This window comes from Kitasatospora sp. NPDC017646 (assembly GCF_044329365.1).
Taxonomy (GTDB): domain Bacteria; phylum Actinomycetota; class Actinomycetes; order Streptomycetales; family Streptomycetaceae; genus Kitasatospora.
Genome location: NZ_JBIRJC010000015.1, coordinates 16,475 through 35,296 on the forward strand (window position 1 = coordinate 16,475; position 18,822 = coordinate 35,296).

18 protein-coding genes are annotated in these 18,822 nt (G+C 74.1%); 5 read left to right on the plus strand and 13 right to left on the minus strand.

Features of this window, described 5'->3' with window-relative positions; all coding sequences use genetic code 11:
• Window positions 1-2 precede the first annotated feature (2 nt).
• Both ACH4J0_RS23070 and ACH4J0_RS23075 read right to left on the minus strand, forming a co-directional pair.
• Window positions 3-620, minus strand: coding sequence for a GNAT family N-acetyltransferase (locus tag ACH4J0_RS23070; protein ID WP_396242397.1), 618 nt, complete (start codon window positions 618-620; stop codon window positions 3-5).
• A gap of 43 nt (window positions 621-663) precedes the next feature.
• Complete coding sequence (locus tag ACH4J0_RS23075; protein ID WP_396242398.1) at window positions 664-1,179, minus strand: MarR family winged helix-turn-helix transcriptional regulator; 516 nt, start codon at window positions 1,177-1,179, stop codon at window positions 664-666.
• A 144-nt stretch (window positions 1,180-1,323) separates the two neighbouring features.
• Here ACH4J0_RS23075 and ACH4J0_RS23080 point away from each other — a divergent pair, with 144 nt between their 5' ends.
• Entirely contained in the window at window positions 1,324-2,874 is a 1,551-nt protein-coding gene (locus ACH4J0_RS23080) for an MFS transporter (RefSeq protein ID WP_396242399.1), read from the plus strand.
• Here the strand turns inward: ACH4J0_RS23080 and pth are convergent.
• From pth to ACH4J0_RS23100, 4 genes are all read right to left on the minus strand, one after another.
• Complete coding sequence (gene pth / locus ACH4J0_RS23085; protein ID WP_396242400.1) at window positions 2,864-3,448, minus strand: aminoacyl-tRNA hydrolase; 585 nt, start codon at window positions 3,446-3,448, stop codon at window positions 2,864-2,866. The genes ACH4J0_RS23080 and pth overlap by 11 nt on opposite strands.
• A 132-nt stretch (window positions 3,449-3,580) precedes the next feature.
• Complete coding sequence (locus ACH4J0_RS23090) at window positions 3,581-4,216, minus strand: DUF305 domain-containing protein (protein WP_396242575.1); 636 nt, start codon at window positions 4,214-4,216, stop codon at window positions 3,581-3,583.
• A gap of 83 nt (window positions 4,217-4,299) precedes the next feature.
• Complete coding sequence (locus ACH4J0_RS23095; RefSeq protein ID WP_396242401.1) at window positions 4,300-4,962, minus strand: DUF3105 domain-containing protein; 663 nt, start codon at window positions 4,960-4,962, stop codon at window positions 4,300-4,302.
• Window positions 4,963-5,066: 104 nt separating this feature from the next.
• Window positions 5,067-5,585, minus strand: a complete 519-nt coding sequence (locus ACH4J0_RS23100; RefSeq protein ID WP_396242402.1) for a hypothetical protein — start codon at window positions 5,583-5,585, stop codon at window positions 5,067-5,069.
• A 327-nt stretch (window positions 5,586-5,912) separates the two neighbouring features.
• Between ACH4J0_RS23100 and ACH4J0_RS23105 the strand changes: the two genes are divergently transcribed.
• Window positions 5,913-7,496 (plus strand): hypothetical protein, encoded by a 1,584-nt coding sequence (locus ACH4J0_RS23105; RefSeq protein ID WP_396242403.1) that lies wholly within the window; start codon window positions 5,913-5,915, stop codon window positions 7,494-7,496.
• A 329-nt stretch (window positions 7,497-7,825) separates the two neighbouring features.
• On the opposite strand, the gene ACH4J0_RS23110 is transcribed toward ACH4J0_RS23105, so the two are convergent.
• The 5 genes from ACH4J0_RS23110 to ACH4J0_RS23130 all read right to left on the minus strand — a co-directional run bounded on the left by ACH4J0_RS23110 (window position 7,826) and on the right by ACH4J0_RS23130 (window position 12,738).
• A complete protein-coding gene (locus tag ACH4J0_RS23110; RefSeq protein WP_396242404.1) occupies window positions 7,826-8,479 on the minus strand; it encodes a class I SAM-dependent methyltransferase in 654 nt (217 codons plus the stop codon).
• A gap of 81 nt (window positions 8,480-8,560) precedes the next feature.
• Window positions 8,561-9,160, minus strand: coding sequence for a TetR/AcrR family transcriptional regulator (locus ACH4J0_RS23115; protein WP_396242405.1), 600 nt, complete (start codon window positions 9,158-9,160; stop codon window positions 8,561-8,563).
• Window positions 9,161-9,240: 80 nt separating this feature from the next.
• Window positions 9,241-10,284 carry an agmatine/peptidylarginine deiminase gene (locus ACH4J0_RS23120; RefSeq protein WP_396242406.1) on the minus strand — a complete coding sequence of 348 codons (1,044 nt, stop codon included), beginning with the start codon at window positions 10,282-10,284 and terminating at the stop codon, window positions 9,241-9,243.
• A gap of 25 nt (window positions 10,285-10,309) precedes the next feature.
• A complete protein-coding gene (locus ACH4J0_RS23125) occupies window positions 10,310-12,031 on the minus strand; it encodes an urease subunit alpha (RefSeq protein ID WP_396242407.1) in 1,722 nt (573 codons plus the stop codon).
• Entirely contained in the window at window positions 12,028-12,738 is a 711-nt protein-coding gene (locus ACH4J0_RS23130; protein WP_396242408.1) for an urease subunit gamma, read from the minus strand. Before ACH4J0_RS23130 ends, ACH4J0_RS23125 begins: the two co-directional genes overlap by 4 nt.
• A 571-nt stretch (window positions 12,739-13,309) precedes the next feature.
• On the opposite strand from ACH4J0_RS23130, the gene ACH4J0_RS23135 reads away from it, so the two are divergent.
• Both ACH4J0_RS23135 and ACH4J0_RS23140 read left to right on the plus strand, forming a co-directional pair.
• Window positions 13,310-13,843 (plus strand): ATP-binding protein, encoded by a 534-nt coding sequence (locus ACH4J0_RS23135; RefSeq protein WP_396242409.1) that lies wholly within the window; start codon window positions 13,310-13,312, stop codon window positions 13,841-13,843.
• Window positions 13,844-14,205: 362 nt separating this feature from the next.
• Window positions 14,206-16,458, plus strand: a complete 2,253-nt coding sequence (locus ACH4J0_RS23140; RefSeq protein WP_396242410.1) for a SpoIIE family protein phosphatase — start codon at window positions 14,206-14,208, stop codon at window positions 16,456-16,458.
• 62 nt (window positions 16,459-16,520) lie between these two features.
• On the opposite strand, the gene ACH4J0_RS23145 is transcribed toward ACH4J0_RS23140, so the two are convergent.
• Entirely contained in the window at window positions 16,521-17,594 is a 1,074-nt protein-coding gene (locus ACH4J0_RS23145; RefSeq protein ID WP_396242411.1) for a DUF2637 domain-containing protein, read from the minus strand.
• Between ACH4J0_RS23145 and ACH4J0_RS23150 the strand changes: the two genes are divergently transcribed.
• Window positions 17,578-17,838 (plus strand): hypothetical protein, encoded by a 261-nt coding sequence (locus tag ACH4J0_RS23150; RefSeq protein WP_396242412.1) that lies wholly within the window; start codon window positions 17,578-17,580, stop codon window positions 17,836-17,838. The two genes, ACH4J0_RS23145 and ACH4J0_RS23150, sit on opposite strands and share 17 nt — an antisense overlap.
• Here ACH4J0_RS23150 and ACH4J0_RS23155 read toward each other — a convergent pair.
• Window positions 17,825-18,751, minus strand: a complete 927-nt coding sequence (locus ACH4J0_RS23155) for a (2Fe-2S)-binding protein (protein ID WP_396242413.1) — start codon at window positions 18,749-18,751, stop codon at window positions 17,825-17,827. The two genes, ACH4J0_RS23150 and ACH4J0_RS23155, sit on opposite strands and share 14 nt — an antisense overlap.
• Window positions 18,752-18,822: the final 71 nt, after the last annotated feature.

Consider the following 18,822-nt stretch of genomic DNA (forward strand, 5'->3'; position numbering starts at 1 on the left):
CCTCAGGCCCGCAGGTCCACCCGCCAGTTGTTGCTGCGCATGAACCGCCCGGGCGGGAACTCGAACTCCGTCTCGCCGAGCAGCGTGAACCCGGCCTTCGCGCACACCGCGTTGGAGGCGGGGTTGTCCACCGAGGGGAAGGCGTGCAGGAAGCGGTGCGCGGCCTCGCGCCGGGCGGCCGCGACGGCGGCCCGGGTGGCGGCCACCGCGATGCCCTTCCCCTGGTGCCCGGGCAGTACGTTCCACCCCATCTCGTGCACGGTCTCGCCCGCCCAGGTGCGGGTGCCGTAGCCGACCGTTCCGACCGCCTCCCCGTCGGGCAGCAGCACGATCCGGTACATGCAGCCCAGGCCGGACGGGACGAAGTCGAGGTAGCGCCCGTGCCGGACGAGCAGCTGCTCCTCCGTCTCCGGCCCGCCGACGTGCTTCTTCATCTCCTGGGTGTTCACCCGGCGCAGCAGCGCGAGGTCGGCGTCCGTCCAGGACTCGATCCGCACCTGGATGCCGATCCGCACCTCGATGCCGGTCCGTACCTCGATGCCGGCCCCTGCCTCGCAGCCGATCTGTGTCTCGCGCTCGGCCTGTGCCTGGCTGCCGCTCTGCTGCTCGGTGTCGGTCATGCCGGGGACGCTAGTGGCCGCCGCATCCGGGCGGCCACCCGTTTCAGCCGGCCGAGGTCCCCTCGGCGAGGGCGCCCGGCTGTGCCAGGGCGCGGGCGAGCTGTTCGAGCGCGGGCAGCGCGTGGACGACGGCCTCGCGGTCGGCCGGGTCGAGGGTGCCGAGGGCGGTGGCGATCCGGCGTTCGTGGGCGTGCTGCCAGTCGTCCAGCTGGCGGCGTCCGGCCGGGGTGAGCGCGATCCGGGCGGTGCGCCGGTCGCCGGGGTCGGCCTGGCGGTCGACGAACCCGGCTTCCAGGAGTTTGCCGACCAGTCCGCTGACGGTGTTGGGGGCGAGCCGCTGGCGGGCGGCGAGTTCGCCGACCCGCAGCGGGGCGGCGGCGAGGGTCTGGAGGAGTTCGACCTGCGCCATCGGCAGGGACTCCCACGGGTAGTCGGTGCGGATGCTGCTGCGCAGTGCGCGGCGCAGCCGGGTGACGGTGTCGGTCAGCCGCCGGGCGTGCTCGACCGCCGGGTCGGGGCTTTCGGTGGCGGAGTCGGGAACGTGTGGTGACGACGGCATGGCGGACAGCGTATCCCCTGGTACGGGGCGTTCCGGCGGCGCTGTCCGTCCCTCGGACGCGGGGTGGACGCACTGCGAGACCTTTCGTATCGCAGCACGAGCAACTCGTGGAGAGAACATGTCTGCGTCCGATATATTTGTGGCATGAACGCCACCGCTCTCGCCGCGCGCCTGCTCACCGAGCGGCCCCGGCCCCGCGGCGTAGCCGGCTGGCGCCACGCCCACTGGCTGGCCGTCGGCACGGTCTGTCTCGGGGCCTTCCTCGGCCAGCTCGACGCCAGCGTCATCGCCCTGGTCTTCCCCGCCCTCGGGCGCCACTTCGGCGCGGGCTTCGCTGCCGTCGAGTGGGTCGCCCTCGCCTACCTGCTCGTCCTGGTCGCCCTGCTGGCGCCGATCGGCTGGCTGTCCGACCTGGTGGGCCGCAAGACGATGTACATCGGAGGCTTCGCCGTCTTCGGCCTGTCCTCGCTCGGCGCCGGGTTCGCCGAGAGCCTGTGGATCCTGGTCGGCTGCCGTGCCGTGCAGGCCGTCGGCGCCGCGATGATGCAGGCCAACAGCGTCGCCCTGGTCGCCCGCGGCGTCCCGGAGCACGCGATGCGGCGCGCGCTCGGCATCCAGGCCGCGGCCCAGGGGCTCGGGTTGGCGCTCGGGCCCAGTCTGGGCGGGCTGCTGGTGGAGCACGCCTCCTGGCAGTGGGTGTTCTGGGTGAACGTGCCGATCGCCGTGTTCGGCATCGTGGCCGGCTGGTACCTGCTGCCCCGCACCCGGGCCTGCGCGCCGACGCCCGCCCCGGCGCCCGTCCCCACGCCGGTTTCGACGTCCGTCCCCACGTCCGTCCCCACGCCGGTTTCGACGTCCGTCCCCACGCCGGTTTCGACGCCCGGCCCGACACAGCGTCGCCGGGGGCCGCGCGAGCCCCGCTTCGACCTGCCCGGCATGCTGCTGCTCACCGGCGCGACCACCGCGCTGCTGCTCGCCCTGTCCACCGCCTCCGGCCTGCCGCTGCCCGGCTGGGCCGTCGCCGCCCTGCTGCTGACCGCCGCCGTCCTCGCGGTGGCGCTGGTGCGCCAGGAGCGGCGGGCGGCCCGGCCGATCCTGGCCCCCGGGCTGGTCAACACCCCCGGCGTGCGGTCCGGGCTGGTGGTCGCGCTGATCGGTTACCTGCTGCTGTTCTGCCCGCTCGTGCTGGGCCCGGTGCTGCTCACCGGCGCGGGTGTGTCGACGGCCGCCGCCGGCCTCGTGGTCACCCTGCTGCCCGCCGCCTTCGCCGTGGCCGCGACGGTCGGCGGCGGCCTGCTGCCCCGGGGCTGGTCGGACGTCACCCGGTGCCGCTTCGGCGCGGGCCTGGCCGCCGCCGGACTGCTGCTGTTCGCGGTGCTGCCGGTCTCGGCCGCCGCCGTGGCGGCCCCCCTGCTGGTCACCGGGTACGGGCTGGGCCTGCTGCTGCCCGCCAACAACGCCCTGGTGATGCGGGCGATCCCGGCGCGGTGCTCGGCCGTCGGCGGCGGCATGGTGAACATGGCGCGCAGCCTGGGCACCGCGCTCGGCATGGCGCTGTCCGTCCTGGGCGTCCACCTGGCGGGCGCGGCGTCCGGTGGGCGGACGGTGCTGGTCGCCCTCGTGGCGGTCGCGGTGGCCGCCGTCGCACTGACCCGGCCCGCCACCGCCCGGGCCCGTCCGGCGGCTACGCGCTGACGTTGAGGGTGTCCTGGGCCCGGTTCAGGCCGAGCCGCACCAGCGTCTCCAGGGCATCCGCGCAGCGGTCCGACACCACCGGCAGCGCGGCCAGTTCCTCGTCCGAGAACTTCTTCAGCACGAAGTCGCCGACCTTCTGCCCCTTCGGCGGGCGCCCGATGCCGAAGCGCAGCCGGACGAAGTCCCGGGTGCCGAGCACCTCGCCCACCGACCGCACCCCGTTGTGCCCGCCGGGGCCGCCGCCGCGCTTCAACTTGCCGGTGCCGTACGCGAAGTCCAGGTCGTCCTGGACGACCACCAGGCGCTCGACCGGCACCCCGTACCGGCGCAGCAGGGCGGCGACCGGGCGGCCGGACAGGTTGATGGACCACCACAGCGGCTTGGCCAGCAGCACCTGCCGGCCGTCCACCTCGATCTCGGCGACCACGGCGCCGATCCCGCGTCGGCGGAACCGCGCGCCGTGCCGCTCGGCCAGCCGGTCCACGGTCAGGAAGCCCGCGTTGTGCCGGGTCAGTCGGAACCAGGGGCCGGGGTTGCCCAGTCCGGCGATCAGCCAGGGCGCGTCGGTGGTCATGCGGAGGTGCTCCAAGGGGGTGCGAGTGTGAACGGCGGACGGCCGGGGCGCGGTACGGACGGTCACGGGACCGTCGTCGCGCCCCGGCCGTCCGGGGGAACGAGGGAAAGGGGAAAACGGGGACTGCGGGTGTCAGGACGCGGGCACGCCGGGGGCGGCGCCGCGCTCCTTGAGCATGTCGGTCATCAGCTCCACCTCGGACGTCTGGGCGACCACCATCGACTGGGCGAGCCGCTTCTCGACGTCGTTCTTCGCCATGTCGACGTAGCCCTGGGCCATCTCGACGCCGCCCTTGTGGTGCGCGATCATCAGCTGGAGGTAGTACACCTCGGCGTCCCGCCCGCTGAGCGTGCGCAGCTTCGCCATCTGGGTGTTGGTGGCCATGCCGGGCATCAGCGAACCGTCGTGCGCCTGGTAGTCGTGGTCCATCTTCATCCACGCCATCGGCTTGGCGGTCGAGTGCTGGGACAGCCCCCACTGGTCGAGCCAGCCCGTCATCATCCCGCGCTGGTTGGCCTGGGTGTTGATGATGTCGAAGGCGAGGGTGCGGGTCGGCTCGTCGCTCGTGCGGTCCCGGACGATGAACGACAGGTCCACCGCCTGCTGGTGGTGGGTCGCCATGTCGCGGGCGAACCCGGCCTCGGGCGAGTCGTCCGCGGGGACGGTGATCGAGGCCGCCGAACCGGAGGCCGAGGTGCCGCCGGCCACCAGGGCCGGCACTCCGAGCGCCAGCGCCACCACGGCGGCCAGCGCGGCCGGCCACCACATCCGGTGGCGGCCGGGGCGCGCCGTGGGCTGCGCCTGCGGTGCGCCCGCTGCCGAGGACTCCTCGGGGCGGGTCCCGTCGGCGGTCACATCTCCCCCATGGTGCAGGAGGCGCCCGGCTCCTGGGTCTGCTTGCCCTGGACGTACTTGGTGAAGAACTCGTTGACCCGCGGGTCGCTGGCGCTGTCCACGATCAGCTGGGTGCTCCAGGCGTTCAGGGTGATGGTGCCCTGCTCGTCCGGGTACGGGCTCATCAGCGAGTACGGGGTGGCCTTGACCTTGTCGGAGAGGGTCTTGATGTCCTCCGGCGTGGCCTTGCCGTTGTACGTCACCCAGACCGCGCCGTGCTCCAGCGAGTGGACGGCACGCTCGTTCTCGACCGGCTTGTCGTAGACGTGGCCCATGCAGTCCAGCCAGACCGCGTTGTGGTCGCCGCCGACGGGCGGGGTCATCGGGTAGTTGACCTTGTCCTTGACGTGATTGCGGCTCAGGTCGCCGAAGGTCTTCACGCCCGGGATGTCCGCGTTGGCGGCGGCCTCGCGGTCCTTCTTCTTCTGGTTCTGGTCCATGACGAGCCAGGTGCCGGTGGCGATCGCGCCGATCACCAGCACGCCGGCGGCCACCGAGGCGATCACCTTGTTGCGGCGGTCGCGGCGCTGCTCGGCGGCGCGCAGCTCGGCTATCCGGCTGCGGCGGTCGCCGCCGTCCTTGCCGCCGGGCTTGTTGGACTGCTTCGAGGCGGAACCCATGATGGTTGTCCTTGTCCCCGCCGCGCACGGCTGGTGGGCGGCGGTCGGCTGAAGTGGGGGGAGGGGCGGACCCGCCGACGGGAAGTGTCGGCGGTGGGTTCCGCTCAGGACCGATGGACCTGGAGTTCGTGCAGATCAGGGGCTGGATGCGGGCCGTCCAGCAGACCCGCGGGCACCACCCGGGGCAGCGCCTCGGGCGCCGGGGAGACGAGCGGCCACGCGGCGGGCTGCGGGTGCGGCGGCGGGTTCGGCAGCTGGGCGTCCTGCGGGCAGAACGGGTGGCTGGAGCAGCCGTTGTTGCGCGGCGGCTGGCCGTCGGCGGTGCACAGGATCCAGTGGTCCTGCTGTTCCGCGAACCGGTGGTGGCCGTCGGACGCCCGGGCGGCGTCGCGAGCGGCGTCACGGGCGAGAGGGGTCCGCGCGGTGGCCTCCGCCGCACTGACCACCGAGACGGCGCTCACCGGGCCCGGCCCCGGTGGGGCGGACGCGTCCGCCTTCGCCAGGCCCGTACACGGCAGCGCGGTCAACAGGGCGACCAGCAGCAGGACCAACAGCGCACCCGCCGGGCGGCCCGCCGATGCGGCCCTCCCCGGTCGGGGCGAGCTCGGGGCCGACGCGGTCATGCGCACATTTAATCAGCCGAACGGGTGAAGCGATGCCCCTCATCAGCCCTCATTTTCGGTCCCCAACCCCCCGCAATGTCCAGGAAACGCCCTGCTCGGGGCACATCCGGCAAGCACGGACGGAACGGAAACGGACGCGGTGGTGACGGCCGCCCCACCCCGCCGTCCCGATGCCGGCGAACCGCCAGGTGAACGCGGTGGCCGGGATGATCCGGTCGGTGACCGGTTGTCGTCGAAACCCGGACAGGGTCGTTGCACTTGGAGACAATGACGCCAGTCCGGCCCCGCCGGGGGCGGCGCGACCACGGACCGATCAGGAGCCGCCAGATGAGCAAGCAGGGTGCACCCGCACAGCCGCCCCGGCCCGACGACGGCTGGTGGGACACCGTCTACGACGGCCCGGCGGGCACCCTCCCCGACACCCCCCACGCCGATCCGGGGGACGGCAGCGTCGACGACTGGTTCGACACGGCGGCCGGGCTGATCGGACAGCAGCGGACGGCGGAGCCGGAGCCGGAGCCGGTCGCCGAGCCGGTCGCCGAGCCCGTGGCGGCGCGGGACAGCATCGACGACTGGTTCGACACCGCGATCGGCGTGATCGAGGGGACAGACGGCATCGGACGCCAGCGCGGCTCGACCGAGACCGCCGCCGCCGCGCCGCAGACGGAGGCTCCGCAACCGGCTCCGGAACCGGAGCCGGAGCCCGAGCCGGAGCTGGAGCCGGAGGTGCCGCCCCTCCCGGTTTCCCTGGAGAAGCCCGCCCCGGCCCCCGAGCCCGAACCGGAATCCTCAGGGGAAGCCGAACCCGACCCCGAACCTGCCCCGGAACCGGAACCGGAACCGGAACCGGAACCAGCTCCCGCCCCCGCACCCCTCGCGGTCAAGGAACCGACCCCCGAACCCGAACCCGACCACGCGCCGCAGCCCGATCCCGCGCCCTCCGCGCCCATCCCCGACCCGCGCCTGGCCATCCGCACCCCGCTCACCGACAGCGGCCCCGCCGTCCCCCACGTCGGAGAGCGCCCCCCGACGTACGGGCCCGAGCCGACCGCTGTGCCCGAGGCCGACCCGGGCACGCTCGACACCGTCGTACCGGACACCGCGCTGGAGGGTGCCCAGTACGGGACGACCGTGCTGCGCGCCGTCTCCGTCCGGGGCGACTCCGCCCGCTACCGGGGCGAGCCGCGCCGGGACAGCCTGCTGGTGACCAGGTTCGGCGACGGCCCCGACGGACTGCTGCTCGCCGTCCTCGCGAGCTACGACCGTTCGGGCGGCGTCGAGGACGAATCGCTCACCGCCCAGGCCGTCGCCGCCGGAGCGGGCGAGGCCTGCCGCCAACTCGCCGCCGCGATCGGGCGCAGCCGGGCCGGTCTGGCCGCCGACCTGCGCGACGGTGCCAGGGACCGCCTGCGCTACGGCCTCCAGCGCCTGGCCACCGGCGCTGCCGCCCCGCTGCGCGCGCTGGCCCCCCTGGCAGAGGGGGACGACGGGCCGTCCCCGGCCTCGCTGCACTGCCTGCTGGTGTCGCTGGACCCGGCGGCGGGCTACCGCGCCGCCTTCGGCGTCGGCCCCGGCGGGCTCTACCTGCTGCGCTCCGGCCACTGGATCGACGCCTACGCAGCCCGGCTGCTCCACCACCCGGACGGCCAGCCGCCCGTCCCGGAAGCCCCGGTACCGGATCCGCGCCCGTTCCGCTTCCGCCTCGTCCCCGCCACCCCGGGCGACATCCTCCTGCTCTGCACCCCCGGCCTGTCCCACCCGATCGCCGACGAACCCGCCGTCGCCCACTTCCTCTCCGCCCACTGGGCCCACCCCCACCCGCCGGGCACCGTCGACTTCCTCCGCCAGGTCCAAGTCCGCGCCAAGGGCTACGCCGACGACCGCACCGCCGCAGCCATCTGGACCGAGTAGACACGGCCCCGCACCAGAAGTCGGCCCACCCGACTTCCCATGCGCAGCGCAGGCGCATTCACCGGGTTTTCCCCACCCCGATCAGTCGTGTCCAGCCCCGGCGCGCCAATGCGGCGTCGCTGTTGTCCGCGCCAGGCCGGGCCTGTCTGTCTGCCGGTCAGGTGCACGGGGCCGTTGCGCCAGAAGTCGGCCTGGTCGACTTCTCCTGCGGGCCCCGCCTACCCCGCTCGCGTGGGGCGCCCTTGCGCCCAGCGCCCCCAGCGGTGTCGTGGGGTGCGCAGGCGTGCAGCGATCCGGCGTCAGCGGCCTCGCTGGGGGAGCGAGCCCCGTCAGGGCGCCTCGGGTTTGCGGGCCAGCAGGCAGGCGCGCGGTCTGTTCGCCCGTCCGCCGGGTTCCTGTTCCAGCTTCGCGGTGACCACGAGTCCGGCCTGCTCCAGCAGGTCGACCATGCGGTTCAGGGGCAGGAGGTATGACTCGTAGGACACCGGTTGGCCGTAGCCCCGGGTCGGCTGCAGCCGTTCGTCGCCGACGTAGTCCCCCCAGAGGAGGTAGCCGCCGGGCGCGAGCGTGCGGTGGAACTCGGCGAACACCGCCGGCAGCCACTGAGGGGGCGTGTGGTGGGTGGAGTACCAGGCCAGGATGCCACCGAGCTCGTCGTCCCCCATTTCCAGCGCGGTCATCGAGCCCACGGTGAACCGCAGGTTCGGGTGGGCGTGCCGGGCCAGTTCGATCATGTTCGGTGACAGATCGACGCCGAAGGCGGACACTCCCAGCTCGGTCAGGTGCGCCGTCACGCGGCCGGGGCCGCATCCCAGGTCCGCGACGGGACCGGGACCGGCCGTCCGCACGAGTTCGGCGAACCCCGCCAGCATCGCGCGTGACGGCGGATCCATCGCGGCTGGAGGCGGGACGCGTTCGACGTAGGCGGCGGCGACGGTGTCGTACGACTCGCGGACGGCGGTCAGGAAGGAGGGCTCAGCCACGCGGGCGACCCTAGACCAGGGAACCGACGACCGCTGTCGCGCCCTTGAGTTGACGGATGGGGGCCGCTGCCCGAGAAGCCTTCAGCTGCGGAGCAGGGTCGTGGCGACCGAGGTGGCGTGGCTGAGGGCGGTGGAGGGGTGGGCGTCGGGGAGGCCGATGGCGATGGGGACGGCCAGGCCGTCGAGCAGGGCGCGGAGTCGGGCGGCGCGGGCGGGGGCGGGGCCGGGGGTGAAGTGGCCGGTGGTGGTGCCCTGTTCGATGAGGGTGACCAGGTCGGCCTGCCAGGGGGCCTCGATCTCCTGCTGGCCCTGGCGGAGTTCGGCGCTGGCGGGGGAACGGCCCCAGACCTCGACCCAGAGGATCCAGCGCGGGTCGCCGGGGCCTTCGGGCAGGTAGAGGCGCAGGTAGGCGTCGAGGCGCTGCCAGGGGTCGAGGGTGGGGGCGGTGAGGGCTTCGCGGCGGCGGGTGCCGAGCTGGTCCTCGCTCCAGCGGAGGGTTTCCAGCAGGAGCTGGTCCTTGCTGCCGAAGTAGTAGAGCAGGTGTCCGGCGCTCATCTGGAGCTGTTTGCCGAGGCCGGCCATGGTGAGTTTGGCGAGGCCGTGGTCGGCGATGGCGGCCCGGGCGGTGGCGAAGACCTCCTCGCGGGGGCGCGCCGGTCGGCGCGGGCGGGGGTCGGCCATGGTGGGGCTGCTTTCTGCGGGGAAGGAGATCCGAACGGTACCGGAGTGGGGAGGGCGCCCCCACTCCGGTCACCGGGACGTCAGGCCTTGGGCTGCTGCTGGGTGATGCAGTGGATTCCGCCGCCGTTGGCGAAGATCTCGCGGGCGTCGACGAGTTCGACGGTGCGGCCGGGGTAGGCCTCGGCGAGGACGTCGGCGGCCGCCTGGTCGCGCGGGTCGTCGAAGGCGCACAGCACGACGGCGCCGTTGGCGACGTAGTGGTTGATGTAGGAGTAGTCGACCGGCTCGCCGTCCTCGTCGAACAGGACGGTGGGGGCGGGCAGTTCGACGACCTCCAGCTGCCGGCCCCGGGCGTCGGTGGAGTCGCGCAGGAGGGCGACCAGTTCCCGGCAGACGGCGTGGTCCGGGTGGGAGGGGTCGGGCTGGACGTGGGCGACGACGACGCCGGGGCGGACGAAGGAGGCGACGATGTCGATGTGGCCGCGGGTGCCGAACTCGTCGTAGTCGCGGGTGAGCCCGCGCGGCAGCCAGATCGCCTTGGTGGTGCCGAGGAAGGCGTGGAGTTCGGCCTCGACCTGCTCCTTGGTCCAGTCGGCGTTGCGGCCCTCGCCGAGCTGGACGGTCTCGGTGACCAGCACCGTGCCGTCGCCGTCGACGTGGATGCCGCCGCCCTCGTTGATCAGCCGGGAGGCGAAGCGCTGGACGTCGGTGAGTTCGCTGATGTGCTCGGCGATGTGCTGGTCCTTGTCCCAGCGGGCCCAGGACTGGGCGCCCCACCCGTTGAAGATCCAGTCGGCGGCGGCGAGCGAGCCCTTGCCGTCGATCAGGAAGGACGGGCCGATGTCGCGCATCCAGGCGTCGTTGAGCGGGCGTTCGACGATCTCGACCTGCTCGGAGACGTACTTGCGGGCCTCGGCGGTCTCGCCGGTGTTGACGATCAGCGTCACCGGCTCGTACCGGACGATGGTGTCGGCGACGGCGGCCCAGGCCTGGCGGGCGGCGTGCAGCTGCTCGGGGCCGTCGAAGGTGGGGTTGGGGGTGGGGAAGGCCATCCAGGTGCGCTCGTGCGGGTGCCATTCCGCGGGCATCCGGTAGCCGAGGGAGGCGGGCGTGGGGGTGGTCATCGCGCGGTCCTAAGCGGGTCGGGGGTCAGAGGAAGTAGAGGCGGCTGAGGGAGACGCTGTCGGCGGGTTCGGAGCGCAGCGGTGAGCCGTCCAGGGAGACCAGTCCGGTCTCGGTGACGTCCACGTGGCCGACCCGGGCGTTGCGCACCATGTCGCGCGGTCCGATGCCGCGGGTGCCCCGGACGCCGACGCGGCGGCGGCGGGTGGGCAGTCCGTCGGCGGGGCGGTCGAGGTAGGCGGCGTCGGCGGCGGCCTGGGCGACGAAGGCCACCGAGATGTCGGCGGCGGTCGCGCCGTGGGCGCCGAACTGCGGTCCCAGGACGAGGGGTTCGCAGCGGTCGGTGGAGGCGTTGGGGTCACCGACCACGCCGTACGCGGGGAAGCCGGACTTGAGGACGAGCTGCGGCTTGGCGCCGAAGTGGTCCGCGCGCCACAGGACGATGTCGGCGAGCTTGCCGACCTCGATCGAGCCGACCTCGTGGGAGAGGCCGTGGGCGATGGCCGGGTTGATGGTGAGCTTGGCGATGTAGCGCAGCACGCGCTCGTTGTCGTCGCCGCTCTCGGTGGTCCCGTACGAGCCGGTGCCGTCGAGCGGGCCCAGTTCGGTCTTCATCTTGCCGGCCATGGCGAAGGTGCGGCGCACGGTCTCGCCGGCCCGGCCCATGCCCTGGGCGTCGGAGGAGGTGATGCCGATGACCCCGAGGTCGTGCAGCACGTCCTCGGCGCCCATGGTGCCGGCCCGGATGCGGTCGCGGGCCATGGCGGCGTCGCCGGGCAGGTCGGGCTTGAGGTCGTGCGCGGACACGATCATGTCGTAGTGCTCGCCGAGCGCGTCGCGGCCGAACGGCAGGGTGGGGTTGGTGGAGGAGCCGATGACGTTCGGCACGCCCGCCATCTTGAGCACGTTGGGGACGTGGCCGCCGCCGCAGCCCTCGATGTGGAAGGCGTGGATGGTCCGGCCCTCCAGCACGCGCAGGGTGTCCTCGACCGACAGGCACTCGTTCAGCCCGTCGGTGTGCAGGGCGACCTGGACGTCGTACTCCTCGGCGACCCGCAGAGCGGTGTCCAGCGCGCGGGTGTGGGCGCCCATGTCCTCGTGCACCTTGAAGCCGGAGGCACCGCCCTCGGCCAGCGCCTCGATCAGCGGGGCCTCGTCGGAGGACGAACCGCGGCCGAGGAAGCCGATGTTGACGGGCCAGGCGTCGAAGGCGTTGAAGGCGTGGCGCAGCGCCCAGGGCGAGTTGACGCCGACGCCCCAGACCGGGCCGAACTCCTGGCCGATGATGGTGGTGACGCCGGAGGCGAGCGAGGCCTCCATGATCCGCGGCGAGAGCAGGTGGACGTGGGTGTCGATGGCGCCGGCGGTGGCGATCAGGCCCTCGCCGGAGACGATCGTGGTGCCGGTGCCGACGACCACGTCCACGCCGTCCAGGGTGTCCGGGTTGCCGGCCCGGCCGATCGAGGCGATCCGGCCGCCGATCAGGCCGATGGACGTCTTGCGGATGCCCTGGACGGCGTCGATCACCAGGACGTTGCTGATCACCACGTCGCAGGTGTCGCGGACGGCGGCGGGCTTGAGGTGGAGGCCGTCGCGGGCGGTCTTGCCGAAGCCGGCCAGGAACTCGTCGCCGGGCGCCTGGGAGTCGGACTCGACGCGGACGATCAGTCCGCTGTCGCCGAGGCGGATCCGGTCGCCGGCGCGGGGGCCGTGGACGGAGATGTAGTCGTGGGGGGAGATCGCCGTCACGAAGGCACCTCCGAGTCGTCGAAGTTGGTCAGGTAGCCGGTCGCGCGGGCCTTTTCGAGGGCGGCTTCCTTGGCGCCGGGCGCGTCCAGGGGGCCGTCCACGAGTCCGGCGAAGCCGATGGCGACCCGGTCGCCGCCGATCGGGACCAGGCCGACCTCGACGGTGGCGCCTGGGTCGAAGCGCACCGAGGATCCGGCCGGGACGGCCAGGTGGGTGCCGTAGGCGGCGGCGCGGTCGAAGGCCAGGCGCGGGTTGGCCTCGAAGAAGTGGAAGTGCGAGGTGACCGAGATCGGCACCGCGGAGGTGTTGTGCACGGGGACGAGCAGCGTCTCCTCGACCGGGTCGTAGCCGGCGCCGTCGCCGATCAGCGCGCCGCCGGGGGCCTCGTCGCCGAGCGATCCGGCGCCCTGGAAGGGGTCGGTGACGACGGCGAGGCGGGTGCCGTCGTCGAAGACGGCCTCGACCTGGACGACGGTGACCACGTCCGGCACGCCGGGCAGCACGTCGTCGGCGGTCAGGACGGAGCGGCCGGCCTCGATGGCCTCGGCCAGGCGCCGGCCGTCGCGGGCGGCCTCGCAGACGGTGTCCGCGATCAGGGCGGTCGCCTCGGGGATGTTGAGGCGTACGCCTCGGGCTCGGCGGGCGCGGGCCAGTTCGGCTGCTGTGAAGATCAGCAGCCGGTCCCGCTCGGTGGGGGTCAGTCGCACGGTTCCTCGCTCGCGGTCGCCGGGGGAGGGGGTCGGCTCGGGGGCCGGGGCTTCCGGGGGTGATGTTAGAACAACGTTCAAACATCTCGGGTCATTGAACCCGCACCGGGGCGTCGTGTCCAGCGTTGCCGCTCCGCGAGGGTTCGGCTTGTCGGGCGCGCGGCGGGGGTGAGCCGGGCGCGCGGTGGGGGTGGGCCGGGGGCGGGCCGGGAGTGAGGCGGCGGACAACGGGCGGGCGCGCGGCGCTCCGCGGGGGAGGGCGCAGGGAGCGGCGCGCGGTGGTGGCGGAGCCGGGGCGGGCGGCCCGCGTACGGTCCGTACGGGCGCCGGGTGTGCGCGGGATCGGGTGGGGGCGGGCTCGAAAACAGCCTCTGCGCTTCGCAAACCCGTCCGGCGCGGGCAGTTGGATCACGTGAACCTCCCCGTGCCCCTTTCACCCCACGTGATCGGACGCACACTGTTGCAAACGCCGTCAACTGGGCATGAGGATGGGTGTCAGAACGAGGGGGCCACCCGGCCGGCGGGGGATCCGGAGGCGGGGGCCCGGTTTCCAGGGCGGGGGCATGTGGTGATGGATGGTCAGTCGCGATTCCCGCGGCAGCGGACGAGCTCCGGCGACGCCTACCGGTCCGGGCCGGCCAAGGGCCCGGTCAACGGCAGTGGAACCGGCGCCGGAACCGGGACGACCCTGCCGGGTGCGCCGGCCCCGGGGTGCGCGCTGCACCGCCGGCTGCACCTGGCGCTCGACCCGGCCGATCTGGTCGCGGTGGGCGCGGTGCGGCACCGGCTGCGCACGGCGCTGAGCCACTGGGGGGTGCCGGAGCTGTCCGACACCGCCGAGCTGCTCTCCTCCGAGCTGGTCACCAACGCGCTGCTGCACACCACCAAGGGCGCGGTCTTCGAGGCGGTGCTCGCCACGGACAGCCGGCTGCGGATCGAGGTGCAGGACGGCACGAGCCGGCTGCCCGGGCGTCGGCGCGATCCCGAGGCCGAGTACGCGACCTCGGGGAGGGGCCTGCTGCTGGTGGAGACGCTCGCGGACTCCTGGGGCGTGCAGCTGCGGGGCGACGGCAAGGTCACCTGGTTCGAGCTCGCCCTGCCGTAGTACGACCCTCACCGCGTGCCCCTCACCGCGCAGCCGCACACCGCGTGCCCTCACCACGCAGCCGCACCGCGCACCTGCCGTGCCGCGCCACCGCACGATGGTTCGTCTTCGATTGATCCGCTGACGAAGCAAGCCCTGAACACAAGGCGGAGCGCAAGATTTCCGGCCCGTTGCCATTGCCGCTCAGCCGAACATTGGCCAGGATGGTGGGAATGTGTGTCCACGTGCGGGAAGCAGCGGGGAGACCGAACCTCGACTGGCCACCGTCCGTCGGCACCGTCCGATCCAGCACGACCCATCACACCGCCACGCGGCCCGTCCGGACGGTCGGCGCGGTCCGCCACGGCAGCGGCAGGAGCAGCATGCCCACTGAGCCCGAGTCGCCGGGGCCGGCCCTTCCTCCCGGCGCGTCCGCCGTGGAGCCGCCGCCAGCCGTCCGTCCGCCCGCCCAGGCCACCCGCCGGAACTCCGTGCGCACGCCCCCCGCGCTCGCCTCCGGGCGGCTGGCTCCCGTGCTGTCCGGCGGACTGCCGCCCGCCTCCGCCGACTCCATGCCGGACTGGCTGGAGCCGGCGATGGCCGCCAACGGCATCGGTTCCTTCGACTGGGACATCCGCCGCGACGTCCTGGAGGGCGACCAGCGGGCCTGCGCGATCCTCGGTCTGGACTCCGTCGAGCGGGACCGCTTCGACCGCACCGCCGCCTCCTTCCTGTCCCTGCTGCACCCCGAGGACGCGCCCGTGGTGCGCCGCCGGGTCGAGCGCGCGGTGGCCGAACTGGGCCAGTGCGGCGCCTACTACCGCACCGTCGGGCCGAACGGGACGATGCGCGCGGTGCGCTTCCGCGGCCGGGTGCTCGCGGACGCCTTCGGCCGGGCCTCCCGGATGGTGGGCTTCGTCTGGGACGCCACCGTCGAGCTGCACAAGCGCGACCGGGCCGACCGGCTCGCCCTGTTGCGCGAGGAGCGCTCCCGGTTCATCAAGGAGGCGGCGCGCGCCCTCTCCGAAGCGGTCACCGTCCGTGACGTGGCCCGGGTGTTCACCGAACTGCCGCTGCCCGGACTGCCGCCGGACGGCCTGGTGCTCGCCTCCTTCGAGGCCGGACGGGCCCGGATCCTGGGCGCCTCCGGCTACCGCTCCCAGGCGCTCGCCGTCTGGGACCGCGCCGTGCTGCCCGCCGGCCACCCGGCCGCCGAGGCACTCAGGTACCGGGCCCCGGTCTTCATCTCCAGCCGCGAGGACTTCCGCGACCGCCACCCCGACGTCTGGGAACAGACCAGCCGCACCGGCCGCGGCTCCTGGGCGTACCTGCCGCTGGTGGCCAGCGGCAGGGCGATCGGCGTCTGCGTGGTCAGCTTCGACGACGAGCGCGAGCTGGACGCGGACGAGCGCACCCTGCTGACCACCCTGGGCGGGCTGGTCGCCCAGTCACTGGCCCGGGCCCGGCTGCACGACGCCGAGCACGAGCTGGCGGCCGGCCTGCAACGGGTGATGCTGCCGCGCACCGTCCCCTCCATCCCCGGCGTGACCACCGCGGTGCGCTACCTCGCGGCCGGCTCCGGGCTGCAGATCGGCGGCGACTGGTACGACGTGGTGCCGCTGCCCGGCGGGCACGTCGGCCTGGTGATCGGCGACGTCCAGGGCCACGACGTGCACGCCGCCGGGATCATGGGCCAGCTGCGGATCGCGCTGCGCGCCTACGCCGCCGAGGGCCACCCGCCCGCCGCGGTGATGGCCCGCGCCTCCCGCTTCCTCGCCGACCTGGACACCGACCACTTCGCGACGTGCACCTACGCCGAGGTCAACGTGGACTACGGCGTGGTCTACGCGGTCCGGGCCGGCCACCTCGACCCGGTGGTGCGTCGCGCGGACGGCACCGCCGCCGTGGTGCCGGTGGCCGGAGGGCTGCCCTTGGGCATCGACCCGGACCAGGAGTACCGGGTCACCCGGTTCAGCCTGGACCCGGGCGAGACGGTGGTGCTGTGCACCGACGGCCTGGTCGAGGCGCGCGGCATGGACCTGGACGAGGGCATCGGCCGGCTGACCCGCACCCTGGCCCGCCCGCTGCCGGTCGCCGACCAGGCGGCCCGCGACCCGCTGGAGGAGCTGGCCGACCGGATCGCCTCCCAGGCCGCCGACTCCAGCGAGCGCGAGGACGACATAGCGCTGCTGCTCCTGCGCTGGGACGGTCCGGCGGGCGGGCTCGCTGCCCAGCAGCTGCGCCGCCGGATCGGCCAGGCCGACCTGGCGCGGGTCGCCGAGGTCCGGGCCGAACTGCGCGACGCGCTGCGCCGCTGGGGCGTCGCCGAGTTCATCGACACCGCCGAGCTGCTCTCCTCCGAGCTGGTCACCAACGCGATCCGGCACACCGACCGGGACGCCATGTTCACCGCCCGGCTCTACCGGGAGCCGGCCACGGACGGCGGCCGGGCCCGGCTGCGGGTCGAGGTGGAGGACGAGTCGGACCTGTGGCCCACCCGCCGGACGCCGGGGGAGCAGGCCTCCTCCGGGCGCGGGCTGATGCTGGTCGAGGCGCTGGCGGACGCCTGGGGCGTGGAACCGCGCGGATCCGGCAAGCGGATGTGGTTCGAACTCAGCCAGGCGAGCGCGGCCTGACCCGTTCCGGAGCGGGGTGCCGGACCCGTCCCGGAACGGGGGGCGGACCCGCCCCGGGAGGATCAGCCGAACTGCTGCTCCAGGTCCTTCAGTTTGCGTTCCAGCGAGTCCAGCCGGGGCAGGGTGACGGTGTCCTCGTCGACGGTGAGGTCGATGGTGCGCCGCTCGGGACGGGCCGGCAGGCCGGGCTGGACGACGGTGCCCTCGGCCGCCCCGGTCTCGCGCGCACCGGGCTCGGGAGAGGCCGCGGCCCCGACCTCCCGCGCACCCACCGGACGCTCCGCCCCGGGCCCGGCGGCTATCGCGGGCTCCGATGCGGCCGGTTCCAACTGCCGTGCGGAGCCGCCGCGTCCGCGCCAGTGACCGCCGCTCCGGTTGATCGCCCGGATCTCGGCCCGCTCGCGGCGGCCGGCCAGTCTGCGGCGCTCCTTCTCCAGCGCGCGCTCCCGCCTGTCGTCGCGGACCTCGTCCACCGCCTCGTCCAGGCTGCGCACGCCCTCCAGGAGCATCAGTGACCAGGCCGCGTAGGTCTCGCGCGGGGCGCGCAGCCAGCGGACGATGCGGATCTGCGGCAGCGGACGGGGCACCAGGCCCTGTTCGCGCAGTGCGGCCCGGCGGGTCTGCTTGAGCGCGCGGTCGAACAGGATCGCGGCGGACAGCGACATGCCGGAGAAGAACTGCGGGGCGCCGGCGTGGCCGAAGCCGCGCGGGGCGTGGACCCAGTTGAACCAGGCCGAGGCGCCGGCGAAGAGCCAGACCAGCAGCCGGGAGCCGAGCGCCGCGTCGCCGTGGCTGGCCTCGCGGACGGCGAGCACCGAGCAGAACATCGCGGCGCCGTCGAGCCCGAACGGGACGAGGTACTCCCAGCCGCCGGAGAGGCCGAGGTTCTGCACGCCGAAGCCGACCAGTCCGTGGAAGGAGAGCGCGGCCGCGACCCCGGCGCAGCAGAACAGCAGGGTGTAGGAGGCGGCGCCGTACAGGGATTCCTTGTTGCGGCGCCGTTCCTCGGAACGCTCCCAGGAATCACCGCCGGCGGCGGATCCCCGGCTTCGGGCCAGGGCCACCAGGAGGGCGCTGGCCAGCAGCCCCGCTACCCCGGTGACGGCCCAGCCGAGCGGTATGTCGGACAATTTCATCGCCGGAACCAGCCTCGCTTTCTGCGTCGCGCTCCTGCGCCGCCCACTGCGTTCCAGCAGCGCGGCGGGGACCATCATGACGGATGCCCGTCGGGCGGAAGGCGGATTCGCCGTCAATGCGCTGGGGAGAGGGATTTCTGACCCGTCGACAATCGCATGGTCATATGAATTCGACGGGGAATGTTCCCGGAATCACGGGCTTTTCGAATTCGTCATCGGACGGATTTTCGTCAACGTCGCGTGACGCGGGGGCAGCCGCCGCACATCTCCCCCGGTTCCACGGTGTAGGCGAGGCAACAGCTGGCCCGGGCCCGGTCCGTGCCCGGAGCACCGGTGCGGCCGGGTGCCGGGGGCGCGAAGCCGGCGCCCGGGGTGAACGGGGCCGGGGCGGGAGCGGGGCCCCGGTCCGCGCCGGGCGCGCACGTCGGCCCGGAGGCCGGGGCCCCGGGCGCCAGCAGCGCGGACAGTTCGGCACGCGCCCGCTCCTGCTCCCCGAGCAGCCTGCCCGCGTACCAGAGCCCCTCCACCACCGCGTCGGTGGCCATCGCCCACAGCACCCGCGGTCCGCGCCGCACCTGCGGCCCGAAGGCGGTCAGCACCGGTGCGAGGAACTCGCCGAGCACCCACCGCAGTCGGGCCGCCAGCCCGGCCTCGTCCGGCGCCGTACGGGCATCGGGGGAGCCGGCCACCGGGTCGTCCGGCAGGCAGACGAAGGTCTCCGGGCGCACCGTCAGCTCCGCGGACGCGGGGCCGCGGCGCAGCGAGACGTCGTCGGGGCCGAGCAGCGGGACGCGCCGCTCCAGGAACCACGGCGCGGTGAACAGCAGTGAGACCGGCCAGACCAGGCGGTGCAGTCCGAAGCCGGCCGCGACGTCCGGGCGCAGCGGCTGCCCGTAACGGGCGAGGCCCTGCCGGGCGTCGTGGGCGACCAGTTCGCGGACGGCGCCCGGGTCGGCGGTGAGGTCGGCGACGGGCAGCCAGCCGCCGCCCCGGCGGGGTGGGGCGCAGCGCACGTCCAGGAGCGGGGCCAGCTCCGTCAGCCGGTGGTACGAGGGCGCGCAGGGGGTGGGGATGTCCGGCGCGTGGGCCGGGGTGTGCTCCCCGGTGGTGCGGGGGGCGTACGGCGCGGGGTCGGGCCGGGTGCTGCTCGTGGTCATGGCGGGCCCCTCGGATCGACCGGGGCTGCCGGCGGACCGACCGGCGGCCCCGGCCGCGAGGCGCCGGGCCC